Annotated in this window: 15 protein-coding genes and 1 riboswitch; of the genes, 4 read left to right on the top strand and 11 right to left on the bottom strand. The window is 53.8% G+C overall.

The genetic code is table 11. The features are described from left to right. Positions 1 to 266 precede the first annotated feature (266 nt). From scpB to DSCA_RS01985, 3 genes are all read right to left on the bottom strand, one after another. A complete protein-coding gene (scpB, locus tag DSCA_RS01975; protein WP_197904715.1) occupies positions 267 to 959 on the bottom strand; it encodes an SMC-Scp complex subunit ScpB in 693 nt (230 codons plus the stop codon). Between the two features lie 68 nt (positions 960 to 1027). Next, the gene (locus DSCA_RS01980; RefSeq protein WP_155314832.1) at positions 1028 to 1777 is read right to left on the bottom strand and encodes a segregation and condensation protein A; all 750 of its coding nucleotides are present in this window, start codon (positions 1775 to 1777) and stop codon (positions 1028 to 1030) included. Between the two features lie 326 nt (positions 1778 to 2103). Beyond that, positions 2104 to 4836, bottom strand: a complete 2733-nt coding sequence (locus tag DSCA_RS01985; protein WP_155314833.1) for a CBS domain-containing protein — start codon at positions 4834 to 4836, stop codon at positions 2104 to 2106. Between the two features lie 360 nt (positions 4837 to 5196). Here DSCA_RS01985 and DSCA_RS01990 point away from each other — a divergent pair, with 360 nt between their 5' ends. From DSCA_RS01990 to DSCA_RS02005, 4 genes are all read left to right on the top strand, one after another. After that, positions 5197 to 6156, top strand: coding sequence for a radical SAM protein (locus DSCA_RS01990; protein ID WP_167527557.1), 960 nt, complete (start codon positions 5197 to 5199; stop codon positions 6154 to 6156). Between the two features lie 82 nt (positions 6157 to 6238). Then, a complete protein-coding gene (locus DSCA_RS01995) occupies positions 6239 to 7444 on the top strand; it encodes a type II secretion system F family protein (RefSeq protein WP_155314835.1) in 1206 nt (401 codons plus the stop codon). A gap of 129 nt (positions 7445 to 7573) precedes the next feature. After that, on the top strand, positions 7574 to 8893 hold the full coding sequence (locus tag DSCA_RS02000) for a two-component system sensor histidine kinase NtrB (protein WP_155314836.1): 1320 nt from the start codon (positions 7574 to 7576) through the stop codon (positions 8891 to 8893). A 230-nt stretch (positions 8894 to 9123) separates the two neighbouring features. After that, a riboswitch (cyclic di-GMP riboswitch) is annotated at positions 9124 to 9213 on the top strand. A gap of 64 nt (positions 9214 to 9277) precedes the next feature. Continuing rightward, on the top strand, positions 9278 to 11173 hold the full coding sequence (locus tag DSCA_RS02005) for a choice-of-anchor U domain-containing protein (protein ID WP_155314837.1): 1896 nt from the start codon (positions 9278 to 9280) through the stop codon (positions 11171 to 11173). A 116-nt stretch (positions 11174 to 11289) separates the two neighbouring features. Here DSCA_RS02005 and lpxB read toward each other — a convergent pair whose 3' ends face one another. The 8 genes from lpxB to bamA all read right to left on the bottom strand — a co-directional run bounded on the left by lpxB (position 11290) and on the right by bamA (position 19878). Beyond that, positions 11290 to 12420, bottom strand: a complete 1131-nt coding sequence (gene lpxB / locus DSCA_RS02010; protein WP_155314838.1) for a lipid-A-disaccharide synthase — start codon at positions 12418 to 12420, stop codon at positions 11290 to 11292. Positions 12421 to 12440: 20 nt separating this feature from the next. Further along, the gene (locus DSCA_RS02015; protein WP_155314839.1) at positions 12441 to 13397 is read right to left on the bottom strand and encodes a Gfo/Idh/MocA family protein; all 957 of its coding nucleotides are present in this window, start codon (positions 13395 to 13397) and stop codon (positions 12441 to 12443) included. A 55-nt stretch (positions 13398 to 13452) separates the two neighbouring features. Next, positions 13453 to 14256 carry an LpxI family protein gene (locus DSCA_RS02020; protein WP_155314840.1) on the bottom strand — a complete coding sequence of 268 codons (804 nt, stop codon included), beginning with the start codon at positions 14254 to 14256 and terminating at the stop codon, positions 13453 to 13455. 47 nt (positions 14257 to 14303) lie between these two features. Beyond that, entirely contained in the window at positions 14304 to 15074 is a 771-nt protein-coding gene (gene lpxA, locus DSCA_RS02025) for an acyl-ACP--UDP-N-acetylglucosamine O-acyltransferase (RefSeq protein WP_155314841.1), read from the bottom strand. A gap of 1 nt (position 15075) precedes the next feature. Next, the gene (gene fabZ / locus DSCA_RS02030; RefSeq protein ID WP_155314842.1) at positions 15076 to 15516 is read right to left on the bottom strand and encodes a 3-hydroxyacyl-ACP dehydratase FabZ; all 441 of its coding nucleotides are present in this window, start codon (positions 15514 to 15516) and stop codon (positions 15076 to 15078) included. Positions 15517 to 15535: 19 nt separating this feature from the next. Beyond that, the gene (gene lpxD, locus DSCA_RS02035; RefSeq protein WP_155314843.1) at positions 15536 to 16579 is read right to left on the bottom strand and encodes a UDP-3-O-(3-hydroxymyristoyl)glucosamine N-acyltransferase; all 1044 of its coding nucleotides are present in this window, start codon (positions 16577 to 16579) and stop codon (positions 15536 to 15538) included. A 15-nt stretch (positions 16580 to 16594) separates the two neighbouring features. Next, positions 16595 to 17131 (bottom strand): OmpH family outer membrane protein, encoded by a 537-nt coding sequence (locus DSCA_RS02040; protein ID WP_155314844.1) that lies wholly within the window; start codon positions 17129 to 17131, stop codon positions 16595 to 16597. Between the two features lie 95 nt (positions 17132 to 17226). Further along, positions 17227 to 19878, bottom strand: a complete 2652-nt coding sequence (gene bamA / locus DSCA_RS02045) for an outer membrane protein assembly factor BamA (protein ID WP_155314845.1) — start codon at positions 19876 to 19878, stop codon at positions 17227 to 17229.

Below are 19878 nucleotides of genomic sequence, written 5' to 3' on the forward strand. Positions count from 1 at the left end.
AAAGCGACCCCATGTTTTCCCGGCGGATCAGAAAATGCCGGATGGGGCCGCTGATTGATTCATTTTCATTTCGACAGGGTCGCCCCAGGGGGAGCGCCGCCGCCAACTCTAAAATTAATTGATCCCTTTATCATGTATATCAACTAAAAAATCAATACTGTATGTGGTGGTAAAATGCGAATTCAACCGCTACGGCGGTATTGCTTCTCAACGGCCGGGAACGGCTGCCGGAGCCTTTTGCCGGGTACGGGAGACCGGATACCCCTTCAAGGGTGGGAAATATCGTCAGAGGCCGCCGAAGCTGCATCTGACGGGTCTTCAACGTCGGGCGCTTCAGCTTCGGGCGGCTTTCCCGCTTCAGGCGGCTCGCCGGCGCCTGGAGGCGCTTCCATGTCAGGCTGTTCTTCGAGTCGCGACCGGCTGAGCTCTTCGATTTCCCGGGGGGTGGGCAGGTCCTTGAGGTCTTTGAGTTCAAAGACTTCCAGGAAATGTTTGGTGGTGGCATAAATCAAGGGACGCCCGGGGATTTCCTTGCGTCCCAGCACCCGGATCAGTTTGCGCTCCATGAGCATGCGGAGGACACCGCCGCTGTCCACGCCCCGGATATGTTCGATGTCGCTGCGGATGATGGGCTGGTTGTAAGCGATGATGGCCAGGGTCTCCAACGCCGCCTTGCTCAGTCGCGGGGCGTTGGGGCGGATCAGGCGCTTGATCCATTCGTTGTAACGGCCCTGGGTGCGGAACTGATACCCGCCGGCCACCTGCTTGAGGACGAAGCCGCCATCGCGCTGTTCAAACTCGGCCATCAATGCCTCAACGGCGGCCCTGATCGAAGCGGTGTCCTCACCGTCGAGAATACCCTTCAACTGTTCCATCGTCAGCGGTGTTTCCGAGACGAAGAGCAGGCTTTCAATGATGTCTTTGAGGCGTTGAGGCATGCTTCGCTGTTCTGTGTCCATCCCTAACCATCATCCTGCGGACCGGTTGCGCGCGTTCCCGGTTTTTATCCCCGCCACCATCTGCCCGCCTACTGATAGAAAACCCGGATAATCCCCGTGGGCACGTGCTGGGCGATGCGGAGGAGGTTGAGTTTGGCCATTTCCAGGATCGCCAGGAAGGTGACGATGATGTCGGACCGTTCACGACCCTCGGCAAACAGCTCGTCGAAGGTCATGGAGGTTCTGGCTTCCAGCAGTTCCGTTAATTGGGTTATCCGTTCCTGGACCGATACACGGTTTCGTGTCAGATCGACCCGGTGTCCCGGGGTCACCTTGTCCAGAATATTCTGAAACGCGTCAATCAGCTCGAACAGGCCGATACGGATCACCTGGTCGTCTTCGACGCCGTCCAGGATATCGGTGTCCGGTTTTCGGGTAAATGTCTTTTCTCCCAGCAGGTTGCGTTCCGCCAGCTGTTCGGCCGCCGATTTGATCCGCAGGTATTCGAGCAGCGGCCTGGTAATCTCCAGGCGGGGGTCCTCTTCTTCCTCTTCACCGATCTGTGCCGGCAGGAGCATCCTGGATTTGATATGGGTAAGTGTGGATGCCATCAGGACAAAGTCACCGGCAAAGTCGATGTTCATCTGTTGCATCCATTCCAGGTATGCCAGGTATTGCTCCGTGATCCGTGAAATGGGGATGTCGTAAATGTCAACTTCCGCTTTCTTGATCAGGTGGACCAGAAGGTCCATGGGGCCTTCGAAAACATCCTGGAGTTTGACCCGATACCGATCGTCCTCCGAAGGGCCGGGCACCGCTTCCGTCACGTTGTCCATCATTTCCTGATCCTGACTGCACGGGGATCTTCATCGTCGCTGCCCAGGGCGCCGCACCGGTTGCCCGAGTGAAGCGGACCCGTGGGGCGCATGCCGCTTACAATCCATTTCCTGGGACGCATTGGAACCTCTCTTGATCGGTGCGCCGGCCGCCGCCGGGAACCGATGGTTTCGGCTACGGGTTCGTAATTTTAAACCCGTAATATTATCCATAAGAAATCATGCAATCAAGAAAAAAAGGGGCTCACGGCTGGCGGGACTGCTGGGTTTGCCTTTTTGCCAAAACGGTCCGGATGCAGCAGGCATCAGCCAGGGGGGGGATGAACCCCTTATGCCGCGCTGTTGCCGCCCGTTTTCCGATCGACTGAAATTTCAGGTTGTTTCGTCCGGATCCGTGCGACGCGCTCCCTGGCGAAGTTGAACTCATCCTCCCGGGTTCTGAGCACGCCATTGAGCTTGGCCTCCAGCACCGCCTGCAGGATTTTACTGTATATCGGGCCCGGCTTGATATCCATCTTCAGCAGGTCTTTTCCGGAAATGGTGATGGTGACATTTCGCAGCTGGGTGTGGTAATGCGAAATTCTTTTTTTGGCCATCCTGGACGTGGTGCATACCATCATATACAATATCATTTCCGTTTTGAACCCTTTGAGCAGGTTGTAGACGTCTGCATGGGTCATGCGTTTACGCCGCTCCAGCAGGGAGAGTTGTTTTTCCGTGCTGAGGCGGTTTTCACCGAACATTTTGGCATACCGCGGCGCGATGGTCAGGTGGGTGCAGATTTCGCGGGTGGCTTTCAGGCCGCAATGGCGGATCAGGGTCATGAAATGCACGGCCCAGCGCTCGTAGGTTTCATCGATAAAGAGCAGGTCGTGCCAGTCGGTCACCTTTTTTGCGGTGTCGAGCAGGGTTTTAAAATCGGTTTCAATTATCAAGTCCGGATGAATGACCCGCAAAAGGTCATAGTCCAGAAGCCTCAAAATCGTCGGTGCCGGGTTTTCTTCCTTTAGAATCAGCTTGAGTTCCGCGTAGACCCGTTTGCCGGCAAGGCGCTTGAAAAAATTCATTTTCACGGCATTGTCGATAAGGCTGGATGTGAGTTTGCCGATGGTGAAACCGAACCGTTGCTCGAATCGCAGGGCCCGGAATACCCGCGTGGGGTCTTCCACGAAACTCATGTTGTGCAGCACCCGCAACACCTTGTCCTTGATGTCCTTCTGACTGGAGAAAAAATCGATGAGTCTGCCGAAATTACCCGGGTTGAGTTGGATGGCAAGGGTGTTGATGGTGAAATCCCTGCGAAACATGTCCATTTTGATGGAGCTCATTTCAACCACCGGCAGGGATGCCGGAAACTGGTAGTATTCCATCCGCGCAGAGGCCACGTCTATTTTAAAACCATCGGGAAATATGATGACGGCCGTTCCGAATTTTTCATGGGTGTGGATCCTGGCCCCGGATTCACGGGCAAATGTCCTGGCGAATTCGATCCCGTTTCCTTCGATGACGATATCGATATCCTCATTGGAGCGATAGAGGAACAGGTCCCGGACAAATCCGCCCACGACGTAAGCATTGCAGTCAAGGCGGCTGGCCGCTTCCCCCAGCTGGCAGAGGGTGTCCAGGATGGATTTGGGGAGGCGTTCACGCATGAAATTGACCACCACCCGTGATCGTTTGTTGCTGGCGTTGCCGTTCAGCCGCGGAAATTCATGATTGGAGGGCCTGCTTTGCTGAACCAGCGTATTGAGCAGGTCCGTGCGGGTGATGACCCCCAGCACCCTTTCGTTTTCCATGACCGGCAGTATCCGCTGCTTGTTGCCGATAATCTTGTCCTGGATCTCCACGATATCGGCGTCCGGATGCACGTGGGAGATTTCCATACTCATGTATTCGCGAATCGGAATGGTATCGAGATCGTGAAACAGGGCCTTTTCGATGACCTGCCGGGTGATGTAACCGGTAAAACCGCTGTTGCCGGATCGATCCCGGCCAACGAGCAGGGCATTGATGTTGTATCGGGTCAGCAGGGCCTTGGCCTCCTTGCAGGTGGTGTCTCCCGCAGCCATGATGGCCGGCGAAGACATCAGATCCCGGGCCAGACGCCGGGGATTGATTTTTGCGTGCAGGGCCTCGAAAAGCAGTTGCTCGGTCTGGGCGATGGTTTTGCCCTTCACCGTCGCGGCGGCGGCTGACGGGTGCCCCCCTCCGCCGATCTGTCCCAGGATTTCACCTACGTCCACATCATCCGTCCGGCTTCTGGCGACCACGTACACCTTGTTCTCCATCAGCGCCAGGGCGAAAACGGCATCGATGTTTTCCATTTTTGCCATTTTCTGGACCAGGAAAGAAAAATCAGGGAAATAATTGTCCGTCGTCACGCCGGTCAGCGCGATGTCAACGCCGTTGATGGTATAGTGTCGCGACGCCTGGATCATGTCGTTGAGCAGCCCGATCTGTTCGGGATTGAATTCCCGGGTGATCATCGTGGAAATGACATTCAGATTGGCGCCCCGGGACAGCAGATAGGCTGCCGCCTTGAAATCACGTTCCGTCGTCGAGGGAAAAGAGAAAGAACCGGTGTCCTCATAGATCCCCAGGCACATGATGGTGGCTTCCTCGGCGGTGATGGGGATATTTTTTTCCCGGAGAATACCCGTCAGGATGGTGACCGTGGCCCCGGTCAACATATGACACTCCCGGTCCGCGGGAATATCGTCGTCTTTTTTCGGGTGGTGATCGTAAATATGGATTTCCAGCCCGGGATTGTCCAGAATCCGGCGCAGATCGCCGATCCGGTTTCGACGCTTGGTGTCAACCAGAACCAGTCTGGTGACCGCTGAGAAATCGAGTTCTCCCAGTTCGGCGATGTTGAACAGATACACCATGGACTGGATGAAGAAATTTCTCAGGTTTTTTTCCTGGGACCCCGGAAATACCACCCGTGCTTCGGGGTAGAGCTTCTGGGCGGCAAGCATCGACGCCATGGCATCGAAATCTGCGTTCACGTGGCTGGTGATAATGGTCAGGGGCCTATTCTCTTTTTCGTTTTTACCCGTCATCGCTTTGTATCTGTCCGAGCCTGTTTAAGAGGTGGTATCGGCTGCGCCGCCGAAGAGGGGCATTTTTCCCGGCATTGGAGATTCACCCGAAAATGAATCCCCGGCGGGCTGCCCTTTTCCCGGGGAGGAAATTTATGCCTGCATTGATCCGGCCCCCCAATCTTCCGATTGTCGACCGGCACGTTTTTTGGTGCACAGCAGAAAACAACTGAATATTACGCCGTTGGTTTCGTTTTTGCAAGCTAAGTGGGCCGGGGGTTTTCATTTTCAGCGCCGGGGGGCAGGGTCACCAATACCCCGATATTAATAAAGTTATTGTTGTAACAGGCAGTTTGTGGTAGCAAGATGACGACAAATTCAATGAATAAGACGATGAAGAAAGAGTGCACTTTAAAATACAAGACCCTCTTCGGGCCTGTTCCGTCAAGGCGCCTGGGCATCTCCCTCGGGGTGGATCTCATGCGCCACAAAACCTGCAGCCTGGATTGTGTATATTGTGAATGCGGTGCGACCACCCGCCTGACCCTGAAAAGAAGCGAATACGTTTCCGTGGATCGGGTCAAAGAGGAACTGGCGGACTACCTCTCCCGGAATAAAAAGATAGACCACATCACCTTTTCAGGCTCCGGTGAACCGACTTTGAATGAGGGCATCGGTGACGTCATTCGCTTTCTCAAATCGGACTATCCCCAGTATAAAGTGGCCCTGCTGACCAACAGCACGCTCTTCGGACGGCTTGATGTAAGGCGCCAGGTAAAGGACGCCGATGTGGTCATGGCGTCCCTGGACGCGGCGACAGAGGCCCTTTTCAAGCGGGTGAACCGCCCTCATCCCGAACTGGATCTCCACGGAATGATCAATGGCATTTCAGCATTCAGGAAAATGTATCATGGCCGGTTGCTGATGGAGATTTTCATCGTTCAGGGAAGCAATGATTCTGCCGAAGAACTGACGGCGCTGAAACGGATTCTGGGATGCATTCGCGCCGATGGGGTTCTTTTGAACACCCTTGACCGGCCGGGTACGGAAACCTGGGTTGCGCCGGTCGGGGCGAATCGGCTGAAAGATATTTCAGATTTTCTTGAAGGTGCCGAAATTGTCAGATATAAAGCTGGTCCAACTGAAATCACGGCACGGCATGACGACTTGATGGCCCGCCTGGTTTCAACGGTTCGAAGACGGCCCTATACTGCCCGGGATGTTTCACAGATCATCGGGCTTGATGTTGAAACGGTGCAGCCGGTTCTGGATCAATTGGTCGCTTCCAATCAACTGGTCACAAGACAGATGGATCGCGGTTGCTTTTACACCGTTTCTTGAGCCAGACGACGCTATCGAAATATCCGTTCATCACTTTTGTACGCCAGCGGCAACTGTTCATTCAGGGACACAGGGGGATGTTATGCCGATTTATCTGTGGGAAGGAAAAAACAGAAACAATATCGCTCAGAAAGGCGAGATGGAGGCGTCCAGTGAGGACCTGGTGCGCTCCAATCTCAACAGGCTGCGGATAACGCCGACCAAAATCAAGAAAAAACCCAAAGACCTTTTTGAAAATATCGCCTTTCTTCAGCCGAGTGTAACCCAGCGGGACGTGATATTGTTCTGTCGACAATTCTCGACAATGATCGATGCGGGGCTGCCCATCATTCAATGCATGGATATTCTGCACGCCCAGCAGGAAAATGCCACCTTCAAAAAGATGCTGAAAAGTATCAAGGAACAGGTGGAAAGCGGCTCCACGCTGGCCGACGCCCTGAAAAAATATCCCAAACAATTTGATGATCTGTTCGTGAATATGGTTGCCGCCGGCGAGGCGGGAGGTATTCTGGATACCATTTTAAGGCGGCTGTCCGCATACATGGAAAAGGCGGCCAAATTGAAAAGCCAGGTCAAAGGGGCCATGACCTACCCGATCGTAACCATGATCATCGCAGTTGCCGTCGTTGCGATCATTCTGGTGTTTGTCATCCCCGTATTCCAGGAAATGTTTGCCGACATGGGCGGCACCCTTCCGACCCCCACGCTCATCGTCGTTGCCATGAGTGAATTTGTAAAATCCAAAATCCATTGGATCATTATCGGTATTGTTATTTTTATTTTTGCATTCAAAAAATATTACAATACCGAGAAAGGCCGGAAATTCGTCGATGCCGCCGTGCTTAAACTGCCGGTATTCGGCCTGTTGATCCGCAAAGTGGCGGTCTCCAAATTTACCCGCACCATGGGAACCATGCTCTCCAGCGGCGTCGCCATCCTGGAAGCCCTGGACATCGTCGCCAAAACATCAGGCAACAAGAGCGTCGAGCGGGCCATCTACAATGTCCGCAGCGGTATTGCCGAAGGCCGTACCATGGCTGACCCGCTGGCCGAAAGCGGCGTGTTTCCCGCCATGGTGTGCCAGATGATTTCAGTTGGTGAATCCACCGGCGCCCTTGATGCCATGCTCCAGAAAATTGCGGATTTCTACGAAGAAGAGGTCGACCAGGCGGTAGAAAATTTAACGTCGCTGATCGAACCGTTCATGCTTGTTTTCTTGGGCGTGGTCATCGGCGGGCTCGTCATTTCCATGTATCTGCCTGTTTTTAAAATGGCCGGGAATCTTTAATTTTTTGGTGGTTTTTAAGGATAATCGCAAGCCATCGCAAGAAGAACCGATCGCGGAGAGGATCAGCGGCGCTTTTGACTAAGAGCACGCCGGTATATGCGTTTCACTCATAAATGTTGACATCCTGCCTTGTCTGACGTCTTGCCCAATTACCCGATCGATAGGGATACGGTTAACCGTAAGCTCAAATGGCTGATGTCCATTCGTCTGCTTTTTGCCCTGCTGCTGATGGGGTCGACGATTGCCTACCAGATCGGGAATCAGGTCTATACCTTTGAAGCACCGGTGACCTTCCTGTATGGCCTGTCGGGAACCATTCTGTTCCTGTCCGCCGTATACGGGGTTCTGCAGCCAACCGTCAAACGACACCAGCTCCTTTTCATATATGGGCAGATTACCATCGATGCATTGTGCATCAGCCTGATCGTTTTTGTGACCGGTGGATACGCCAGCGTATTCTCATTTTTATACATCGTGGTGGTCATCTATTCCAGCGTGTTTGTTTTCAGGCGCGGCAGCCTCCTGGTGGCACTGTTCTGCAGTGTTCAGTTTGCCGTACTGCTGATTTTAGAGTTAAACGGAACCATTGATCCCGCCGGTTTTGGCGGTACCATAGCCGGTGCCACCCCAACGGGCATCCAGGTGTTTCAAAAAAGTGCCATTCTGACTGCCGCATGTTTTTCCGTTGCATTTTTAAGCGGTTATCTTTCTGATCAGGAACGACGGTCCAAGGTTGAACTGGCAGCCATGGAGGCACATCTCGACCGGGTACAAAACCTGGCACAGATTGGCGAAATGGCCGCCGGACTGGCCCACGAAATCAAAAACCCGCTGGCCTCATTATCGGGCGCCATCCAGATCCTCAAAGGTGAAATGGAAAATGACAGGGACAATATGCGGTTGATGCACATTGTCCTCAGGGAAACGGACCGATTGAGCAGCCTGGTCAATAATTTTCTCACGTTTGCCAGGCCGGTTGCCGGCCAATCCCAATTTGTGAATCTGGGAGACGCCTTGAATGAGATTGTCACCCTTTTTGAGAAAGATGATTCTGTCGACCAGCGGGTCAAGACGGATCTGGACATTGCCTCGGATGCGATTATAGAAATCGACCCCCTGCAGCTTCATCAGGTGGTATGGAATCTGCTGCTCAATGCAGCGGAGTCGATTAGCGGCGAAGGCACCATTAGGATTTCCATACAAAAACATAATAATGATCGCGTCAAGGTTGAAATTGCCGACGATGGGTATGGCATGGATGCGCAAACCATCAAATCTATTTTCAATCCATTTTTTACTACCAAACCGAAAGGCTCCGGTCTTGGCCTTTCAATCGTTTACCGTATCCTGGAAACATATGATTGCCGCATGGACGTGCAGAGCAAGCCCGGCGCAGGCAGTATATTCAGCATGTATTTCAAGATGATCGATCCCGCCACCATCGCATGACAGGCCAGACCCTTCTGTTGGCTGTCTACATTAGTGTACGTTCTCGTCTGCCTGAGTTGTGCATTTTTCAATACATTTCCCCGATCGGATAGCGGATGTCCTTTCCTTTGTCATTCCCATAAATGAAGGGGTTGGCGTTTTCTCCAGCATCTCCGGTGTTCTCTCCGATAAATATTAATAATGGTACAGACGATGCATATCTGTTGCTGACATTGTTTGAAAAGACAGTGGCTCGAAAAAGGCAAAGCACCTGAAAGGGTGTGACGCAAAGCCAACGGCCTGAAACCGGAAAGAATGGAAATGGCGGCAGGGCTGCCGAGCGAACACAGCATCTTTCCAATCCGCTGTTGATCGCAAGGCGAAAAAAAATTGGGAGATGCCGAAATGAAACCTACCACGCGCTCTTTTCTGAAAGTTCTTTTTGCTTCCCTCGTATGCATTGCTGGCAGTGCAACCGTGGTGCTCAGCGCAAATGTCACCCTGCGCTGGGATGCCAATGTGCCGGCACCCGAGGGGTACCGGGTCTTCGCACGGGAAAGCAGCCAGGCCTTCAATTACTCGAATCCGATCTGGGAAGAAAACAGCACCACCTGCACGCTTATCGGTCTCACCGAAGGGGTGACCTACCATTTTGTTGTTCGCGCATTTGACGGCGACCTGGAAAGCGCCGACTCTGCGGAAGTTACCTACACGCCTGCCGTGGATGTCCCCAATCAGGCGCCCAGTGCTGACGCCGGATCGAATCAGACGGTGTATGAAAACGAACCGGTCATCCTCGATGGCTCCGCTTCAAGCGATACGGACGGAAGCGTAACCGGTTACCACTGGGTGCAGACCGCCGGTGCCGGGGTCGACATCCAGAATGACGCTGCTGCACGGACATCCTTTACTGCACCGGTCGTCGGCCTCGACGGTGACATCCTGTCCTTCAGGCTGACCGTAAGCGACAATGACGGCATGTCGTCCACCGCCAATACCCTCATCACCGTACTCAAGTCCGCAAGTACCGATATCGACGGCGACAATGTGCCTGATGTCCTGGACGTGTTCCCCAACGATCCCGCAGAATGGGCGGACAACGACGGCGACGGAACCGGTGACAACCAGGACCCGGACGATGATGATGACGGAATGACCGATGAATGGGAAATCGCCTATGGTCTGGATCCGCTCAATGATGACTCCGCGCTGGATTCGGATGGCGATGGTGTATCCAATTTCATGGAGTTCACGTCCGATACGAATCCAACGGCTGCGCCGACCAATGCCGCGCCGGATGCACCGGTGGTCGACGCCGCCATGCAGGTTGAACGGGTCGGGCTCACGCCGGTACTTGTCTCCGGGACCTATTTTGATGCTGACCACGATGATCATTTCCGGTCCCAATGGCAGATCAGCACAGAGTCCGATTTTGAGACGCTGATTCTGGATGAAACCAGCGAGACCCAACTGACCGCATACACCGTCGGCGACCTGGTGCTGGATGGTGAAACGGTCTATTACTGGCGGGTCAGGTTTGTCGACGCGCGCAACGGGTTGTCGGACTGGTCAGACACCTCCATCTTCACGACGGTCGACAGTACCGATGACGCCAATACCAATGGGATCCCGGACACTCAGGAAGTCGATGCCTCGGTCGATGTGAACGAAAACGGAATTTTCGATTACCTTGAAGACAACATCATGGCCGTCAATACGGTAGAGGGGCAATCCATAGTCGGCGTCGAGGTCGTTACCGAAAAGGTTTCCCTGATTTCGGTTAAATCGCTTCCCACCGACACGTTGGCGGACCAGTCCGTGAAAATGGGGTTCGGCCTGGTTGGTTTCAAACTGTATCTGCAACAGGGGCTCGACACCGCTACCGTCAGAATCTATTTTTCAACACCTGTGCCCGGAGATGCCAGGCTTTACAAGTATATCGCTGATACCGGATGGCAGGAATACGCCAATGCCGTTTTCGCGCCTGACGGAAAGAGTGTTGCCCTGGTCCTTGAAGATGGTGGCACGGGCGACGAGGATGGCGTAAAAAATGGTGTGATTGTCGATCCTTCAGGGATTTCCTACACGGATCCCGTATCATCCGACTCGGCATCCGTCTCGACAGGCTCGGCCTCCTCTGACGGCGGTGGCGGTGGGGGGTGTTTTATCTCTGCCGGCACCAGCGATAGGAACATGTTCGGCGCCATCGCTTCGAACGCTGCCTTGCCGGTGGTGCTGATGATATTGGCGACGGGGGGTGTTCTTGCTGCAGCATGCCGCCGGACCCCCGGCAACCTGTAGATCACCCGGCAGGTGCGCGAATGCATCTGCATGGCAACCCGCCTGAAAAATGGAATACCCTTGACGACGAAGGCCGCGTCAGGGGTGTTTCATTTTAGCCAGCCATATTCATCCGGTCAGATCAGATCCAATGCGATGGCTGCGACACGGTCGGACGCGCCGGCCCCTCCCAGCTTGTCTTTCATGCTCAGCAGCTGCTTTTTTATCTGTTCCAGCCGGGCCGGGTCGGCAACCATATCGTTTACTGTTTCCGCGATGGTTTGGGGCGAGGCGTCGTCCTGGATGAGTTCGGGCAGCACTTCTTTTCTGGCAATGAGGTTGACGATGCCGATGTGCTTGACTTTGATGAGACGTTTTCCCAGCCAGTAACTCAACGGCGAGACCTTATACACAATCACCGTTGGGACACCATAGAGGGCCGCCTCCAGAGTGACCGTTCCGGATGCCGCCACCAGTAACTGACTCTGGGTGAATACCTGAACCACTGAGCCTTTGACAATACTGATTTCATGCGGCCCGGCATATTGGCGGACAACACCCTGCAGCAGCTGTTCGTCTATGGATTCGGCGCATGAAACCACGAACCTTGCCGCCGGCAGGTCGCGTTTAATGATTCCGGCTGCTTTGAGCATGACGGGAAGCAGCGTCGTGACTTCTTTTTCCCTGGATCCGGGAATCAATCCAATGACCGGTCCTCCTGAAGGCGTTTCCGGCGGCCGGGGGGCCGTTTCCGGGACAATTCTATCCAGCAGGGGATGCCCGACAAAGGTGACGGGTACCCGGTGCTTTCGATAAAACGGTGCTTCGAACGGCAGAATCACTGCCATGTGATCGACCAGTCGTTTGATTTTTTTGACCCGGTTTTGGCGCCACGCCCATATTTGGGGGCTGATATAGTATAAAACCGGAATGTTAAGTTTTTTGGCCGCCGCGGCAACATGAAAGTTGAAGTCCGGATAATCGATCAGGATCAGCAGGTCCGGTCTGATTGTTCTCAGGGCCTTTTTTACGATGGCCATCGCTCGATAGACCGTTCCCAGTTTGGCAATTACCTCCGTGATGCCCACCACGGAAAGTGTGTTGGCGTCGACAATGAGCCGGACGCCTTTCTCGCGCATGGCGCTGCCGCCGACGCCGAAAAGCAGGGCGTCTCCGGCCCGGCGCTTGATGGCCTGGGCCAGTTTGGCACCGTGCATATCGCCCGAGGCTTCACCGGCGATGATCATGATTCGTTCGGGTGTCGTCATTTTAGATTGGATGATGGGGGTCAACACACAAGGTGCTGGCTGGTTTCCTGAATCTGCTCCATGATGGACAAGGCCGTTTTAAGTGCATCCCGGCCCATCTGCCCGGTGACATCCGGCTGCCGGCGGTTTTTGACGGCTTGCACAAACGACTTCAGTTCATCATCCAGCGCATCGCCCTTGTCAAAAGTCATTTCTTCAATGCCCATTCCGGGGATGATGCCGCCGGACTGGCTGCTGTCTGGCTGCACAATGGTAATTTTATGGTTGGCAAAGTCAATGGAAATGTAGGCATCTTTTTGGAAAAGCCTGAGTTTTCGCTCATTTTTGGCAGAAATCCGGCTGGCCGTAACATTGGCCACGGCCCCGTTGGCAAACTCCAGGCGGGCATTTGCAATATCGATATTCCCGGATATTACGGAAATGCCGGCCGCGTGGACTGATTTGATATTGGAGCGGACCAGGTTTAAGATCAGATCGATATCATGGATCATCAGATCGAGAACCACGCTCACATCGGTACAGCGTCCCTGAAAGAGGCTGAGTCGATGGGATTCGATGAACCGGGGCCGGGTGATTTTTCCTGCAAGAGCGACGACAGCCGGGTTGAACCGTTCCAGATGGCCGACCTGAATGATCAGCCCTCTGGATTCGGCAATCTCGATCAGTTCATCCGCATCTTCAAGAACGCTGGTGATCGGCTTTTCGATGAGGACATCAACGTCCTGCAGCAGAAAATCTTTGGCGATTTTAAAATGCGCCGGCGTCGGCGCCGCAATACTGATGGCATCCACTTTTCCGAAGAGTGCCTGGTGATCGTGATAATGGGCGGTCCCATTGTCACGGGCGACCTGACGCGCATGATCCCGGTCGATGTCGACGACGCCCACCAGTTCAACATCCGGCATATGGTGATATTTTTGGGCGTGGAATTTGCCCAGATAGCCAACCCCCACCACACCGATTCGTAATTTTTCCATTTGAGATTCCGTTTTTTCCCCAATAGGTTTAATCCGGCTCAGGCCACAGGCGCCCTTATTCACATACAATCGCAATCCCGTTGGCGTTGGCAAGGCCGATCATCTCCGAACGGTCAAAGACAACGGTCCTTTCGGCCTCGATGGCCAGTGCACGGACATCGCACCGGATCATTGTTTCAATGGTTTTTACGCCCACCGAGGGGACATCGAAACGAAAATCCTGATTCGGCTTGCAGACTTTGACAAGTACCGCTTCACCTTTGCCCAGCTTGCCGCCCCTCCGGATGGTTTCATCGGTGCCTTCAATGGCCTCGACGGCGAGAACGGACCCGCCCCCGACGATCACACTCTGCCCGATGTCCAGGCGGCCAATTTCACGTGCAATGGAAAACCCCAGGCGGATGTCTTTTTTTTCTGCCCGTGACGGTTTTCTTTTCGTCCAGACACCCCGACCGGCGAGCAATTCAGGCAGGAGGAGGGTCGAGGGTTCAATCTTGATGCCTTCTTTCTCAAGCCCGTCCGCAAAGGCGCGCATAATGGCATCATCGTGCGTGTGCCGCATCCCTGCTATAATCGATATGGCTTTCATATCCGGTTTTACATCGGTAAAAATCCGTGTCTTGCGGACGGCTCCCAACATGACTGCCCGGTTGACATGGTTCTGCTTAAAGAACTTGATGAGGCGTTTGACCTGCCCCAGGTGCAGCCACTGAATTTTTTCCGACAACAGGGCGAGTTCTTTGTCGGCTTCGTTGACGTAGGCCGCGGTGTATACACTGAGACCTTTTCTTTTGGCGGCTTCAGAAAAAAGCCTGGGGAACTGGCCGCTCCCCGCTATGAGTCCTATCTTTTCACCCATTGCGTTGGCATCCCCTGATGTTCTCGTCCGGCCGGGCCTGCTGGCGTCTAACGGGTCACCCCTCTGGAGGATGCTTTGATAAAGCCGATAAAGGTTTCGACTTCAGGCACCATTTCCACCTCGGCATGCACACGTTCGATGGCTTCGTTGAGGGTCAGCCCGTAACGGAAAAGTATCCGGTAGGTTTTCTTCAGTGCGGAGAGCGCCTGGTTGGAAAAACCATGGCGTTTCAGGCCAACGCGGTTAAGACCATGCAGTACGGCCCGATCTCCGGCGGCAATCACATAAGGCGGTACATCCTTGACCACGGCGGATTTGCCGCCGACAAAGGCGTAGTCGCCGACCCGGACGAACTGATGGATGGCCACCAGACCACCGACAGTGGCGTGATCGCCGATGACGATATGGCCGGCCAATGTGGTGTTGTTGGCAAGCACCACCATCTTTCCGACGCGGCAGTCGTGGGCAATATGCGTATAGGCCATCAAAAAGGATTTCTCACCCACTTCCGTGATTCCACCCCCCGTTTCGGTTCCCCGGTGAATCGTGACAAACTCCCTGATGGTAACTTCCGGCCCGATTTTTACAACGCTTTTCTCACCCCCGAACTTGAGGTCCTGGGGAATGGCACCGATGGCTGCATATTGAAAAATGCGGCATCCGGGACCGATGGTGACATGGGGGTCAATCACCACATGGGGGCCGATCCACGTTCCTTTGCCGATGGTAACATCGTCACCGATGATTGAGTAGGCGCCGATTTCAACGCCGTCGGCGACGTTTGCGCCTGGACTGAGGATTGCAGTTGGGTGTATCATTTTAGTCTCCATAAGCGGCCATCAGCTGTGCTTCGGCCACGATTTTCCCATCGACCTTGGCGACACCGGCCATTTTTACGACTTTGGATCTCAGTTTCAGCATTTCCAGCTCCAGAATCAGCTGATCTCCCGGCACGACCGGCTTCCTGAAGCGTACCTTGTCAAAGCCCATAAAGTAGATGAGCTTGCCCTGGTTTTCCGGTGGCAGGGACCGGATGACAAGCACGCCGCCGGCCTGTCCCATGGCTTCGACGATGAGGACGCCCGGCATGATGGGGGTGTCGGGAAAATGCCCCTGAAAAAAAGGCTCATTGACCGTTACATTTTTCAGGGCGGTGATTCTCTCGTTTATGACCAACTCAACCACCCGGTCCACCAGTAAAAATGGGTAGCGGTGGGGAAGGTCCTTCAAAATTGACTTGACGTCGATGATGTTTTCCATTGGGGGGGCTCCGTTTGGCTCAGCGCGACTCTGCCTTCTTTTCGAGGTCGGCGATTTTTTTCTCCAGATCGGAAATTTTTTTCTTCATTTCGGGCAGTGATGGAATGACACGTTGTACCCTCAGCCAGGTCCTGTGGGGCATGGAGGGAGTGCCTGACGAAACCACGTTTCCATCTGAAATGGGTTTTCCGACGCCGGTCATCGGTCCGACGGTAACATGATTGCCGATGCGCAAATGACCGGAAATGCCTGCCTGGCCGGCTAAAATACAATGATGCCCGATGGCGGTGCTGCCGGCGATTCCCACTTGGGCGATAATGAGACTGTCTTCCCCGATCACCACATTGTGGGCAATATGGACCAGATTGTCCGTTTTCACCCCGCGCTGAATCCAGGTTTTCCCGAAGGTCGCCCGATCGATGGCATTGCATGCGCCGATCTCGACATCATCGTCAATTTGCACAATGCCGATCTGGGGCACTTTGCAGTAGCTTCCGTCATCCGGTACAAACCCGTATCCATCACTGCCGATGACGGTTCCCGGGTGAAGGGTCACGCGGTTTCCAATCCGGCACCCGTTCATGATGGTCACATTGGGATGGATGAGGACCTGGTCGCCGATCACCACATCGTCCCCGATGAATACGCCGTTTTGAATGATCGCGTCGTCACCGATGGTCACGCGGCTGCCAATGGTTGCAAACGCACCGATAAACGCCCTTGCACCGGTGTGGACCCCGTCACCCAATGACGCCCTCGGGTCAATGCCGGGAGAAGGGGAGATCGCCGGGTGATACAACGCCACCACTTTGGCGAATGCCCGCGGCGGGTTGGCCACCCGGATCAGGTTTTTCCCCGGGACTTCGAACCCTTCGGGAACGAAAATGGCCCCGGCCTTGGTGTCGGCGATTCTATTTAGATATTTTTTGCCACCCGCAAGGGTGATCTGGTCATCATCCGCCGTCTCAAAAGAATCGACGCCCCGGATTTTTTTGCTTTTGTCGCCGATGGCCTCACCATTGGTCGCCTCGGCGAGGTCCTCGAGAGAATATTGTGTCGGCACGGTCCTTACCTGGTTTTATTGCTTCTTGGTTTTGGTGTACTGGGCATTGTATTTTTTTATCACTTGATCGGTTATATCGATGGTGCCGGGTGAGTAGAGAACCCCCCGCTTGTCCATGATCAGCAGATAGCCTCCCGATTTTCCGATCTCATCTATGATTTTAAGTGTCTCGGATTGAAGTCCGGCCATCAGTTTTTTCTGAATGCCCTGTAACTCCACCTCGTATTTCTTCTGCAGCGTCTTGATATCATTGACCTTGATCCTGAATTCACGTTCTTTCTCTTCACGCATTTCTTTGCTCATCACCAGGGCCTCACGCTCGAGGCGCTTCTTGAGCTCCTCAATTTCCGCCCCTTTCCCCTTGAGTTCGGTTTCCATTTTTTTACCCTGCTGGGTGATCTGGGCCTTTATTTCCTTTCCGGCATCTGAGTTCTCAAACAACCGTTGGAACTCGACAACGCCAATTTTGGCCACATCCGCACAAAAGCCGGAGCCGGCTGCGAAAAAGACAGCGAAAACTGTCAGGGTGATCCATTTTTTAACAGCTTGCATACATTCCCCTTTCTGCACCTTCAATTTTTTAATAATTTTGGCCGCACATTTAACATTTTATGGCGCGTTTGATCAAACGATAAAGTTCATGCGCCTCAGAAGGCCCCCCCCATGGAAAACTCCCAGTTGACCCCTGAATCTTCTCCATTGTCTTTCTCGGGATCCAGGATATGACCCCCTTCAATACGAATCGGACCGATGGGTGAATACCATCGAATGCCATATCCGGCGGCTTGGCGGAGGTTTCCGAAGTCAATCGGATCATCGGGCCCGAAAACATTTCCGGTATCGTAGAAAACGACACCGACGATGCCCAGGTCCTTGAACAGGGGGTAGGTGAGTTCAAAATTGAACTGGACGTATTTTTCGCCGCCCTCCTCCGTTTCTTCACCGTCGCTGTTGGTCCCTTTGATGTTGATGTCCTGAAAACCAAACCCCCGGACGGAATTCAATCCGCCCAGATAAAATTTTTCATAATCGGGCAATGTGTACCCCGAAATTTCACGCACATAACCCGACTCTCCGTGGAAAAAGGTTACCAACCCTTTGTAAACCGGAATATACCACCCCAGTTGGCCCACGACCTTGTGAAAGCCGATATCTCCACCGATTCCTGCATACGAGTAAGAGATGCTGTGGTCCTGTCCCTGCGTGGTGTTGAACGCGCGGTCACGTGAATCATAATTCACCCCCGTCGTGACGGCACTGGTCGCGAGGGTCCCTTCCAGTTCCCTGATATTGTCCGAGGCGTCTTCCGTGATCTCGGAAATGTCCGTGTTGTCATATCGGTAGGAGATGGATGCGCGGGTATAATCAAATATGGGGTAACTGATTCCAACGGCCCCCCCCATGCTGGTTTTGTCGTAGGTGTCATAATCCCTTTGGGTCCGATAGATGTTGATGGTGCCGGACAGCGGAATGTCGAACATCCAGGGCTCGGTGAAGCTCAGGTTGTATAAATCCGATGACCCGCCCACCTGGCCACTGAGCTTGAGAATCTGCCCGCGCCCGAAAAGGTTGCGCTGGGATATGGAACCGGTCATAAAAACGTCGTCCACCGTACTGTAACCGGCGCCGAATGTGAATGTCCCGGTGGGTTTTTCCACGACTTCGACGTTCACATTCATCTTGTCGTCGGCACTGCCTTTGGGCGTATCCACCTTGACATCCTCAAAAAAATCCAGGCGATGGAGATTCCGTACGCTTCGTTTGAGCCGGCTGCCGCTGTAAACGCCCTGCTCATGGATGCGCAGTTCTCTGCGTATGACTTTGTCACGGGTACGGGTGTTGCCGGAGATGTCGATGTTCCCAAAATAGACCTTGTCGCGCTTGGTTATGGTGTAGGTGATGTCCACCAGGTGTGTTTCCGGATGCTCACGGGTCAACGGGGATATGTCCGCATAGGCGAAGCCTGCATCGGCGTAGAGGTCGGTCAGGGCGACGATATCTTTCCTGACCGTTTCCCGGTTGAAGAAGGGCTCTTTCGCAATCTTAAGCCTCGGCATCAGGCTCGTTTTTGGCAGGATCAGTTCTCCATCCATATCGATGGTGCCCACTTTGAACCGTTCGCCCTCTTCAATCTTGAATGTGATATAGATCCACTGGTCCTCGAATTCCACCACCGGGTCGGCAACTTTGGCGTGGATAAAGCCATTGATCTGGTAGTAAGCCATGAGGCGGGCGGCGTCCTGGTTCAGATCTTCCCGGTTCAACTCCCCGGAAGACGTGATCCAGGAGAAAAACCCCTTTTCCGATGTACTGATGGTCTTCTTCAGCTTCTTGTCGGTAAAGGTGGTATTGCCCTGAAAGGCGATTCCTTTGATTTTTACTTTCTCGCCTTCTTCGATGGAAAATTCGATGTCCGCCTGGTTGTTGTCCCGTTCGTGGACGATATGGTCAATTTTTATATTGTGGTAGTTTTTCTCCTTATACATGGCCTGAAGTTGGTCAATATTGGACTTGACGGTAAAAATGTTCAGGATGGAACCTGTGCTGATACTCAAATTCTCCCGAAGCTTTTCATCATCGAAAACACGATTGCCGGTGAAGGATATTTTTCGGATGGTGGGCTTTTCCTTGACATGAAAAACGATGGCTTTGCCGCCTTCACCGGCTTCGGCCTCGACGCGGATATCCTCGAAATAGCCCATTTTATAGATATTTTTCATGTCTTTGGACACTTCGCCGGCACGCAGCACATCGCCCGCTTTTATGCGGATGACCCTTTCGATGGCATCCGCTTCGATACGCTTGTTTCCGGTGACCCGCACCTGGGTAACCAACTCGCGGCGAAACAGCTGCCTGGCCAGTTTCTCAGCCGCCTTTTGGGTGATGGTGCGCAGGTTCTGCATGCCGGTGCCCGCCTCATAAAGTGAGAACGCGGGCGTGGCGCCCACCGTTGCCACCATGCTGATATCGAGGCTGATGTTATCCCCGATGCGGGTCATACTTCCCCAGATGACATTGTCGGCGCCGGCATTGAGGCCCGTTTCCTTCAGGGCTTCGGCATCGGATGTCATGGCCGGTAACGCGGAGAGGGGCCCGTTATCGATTGCCACCGACACGGCCCCCTCTTTCTCCAGGTGTGCGATGATGGCCTTCGGTATGTCCTGTTTCAGGTAGGACAGGTCCTGGCTGGCATGAATCTCAAAGGGCAACACCAGCACACGAACCGATTCCACGGCAGCCGCAGACCGGGGCATCAGGAAAAGGGGAAAAAACAGCACCGCCAGATATCGCCTCAACAT

Source organism: Desulfosarcina alkanivorans, from assembly GCF_009688945.1.
Lineage (GTDB): Bacteria > Desulfobacterota > Desulfobacteria > Desulfobacterales > Desulfosarcinaceae > Desulfosarcina > Desulfosarcina alkanivorans.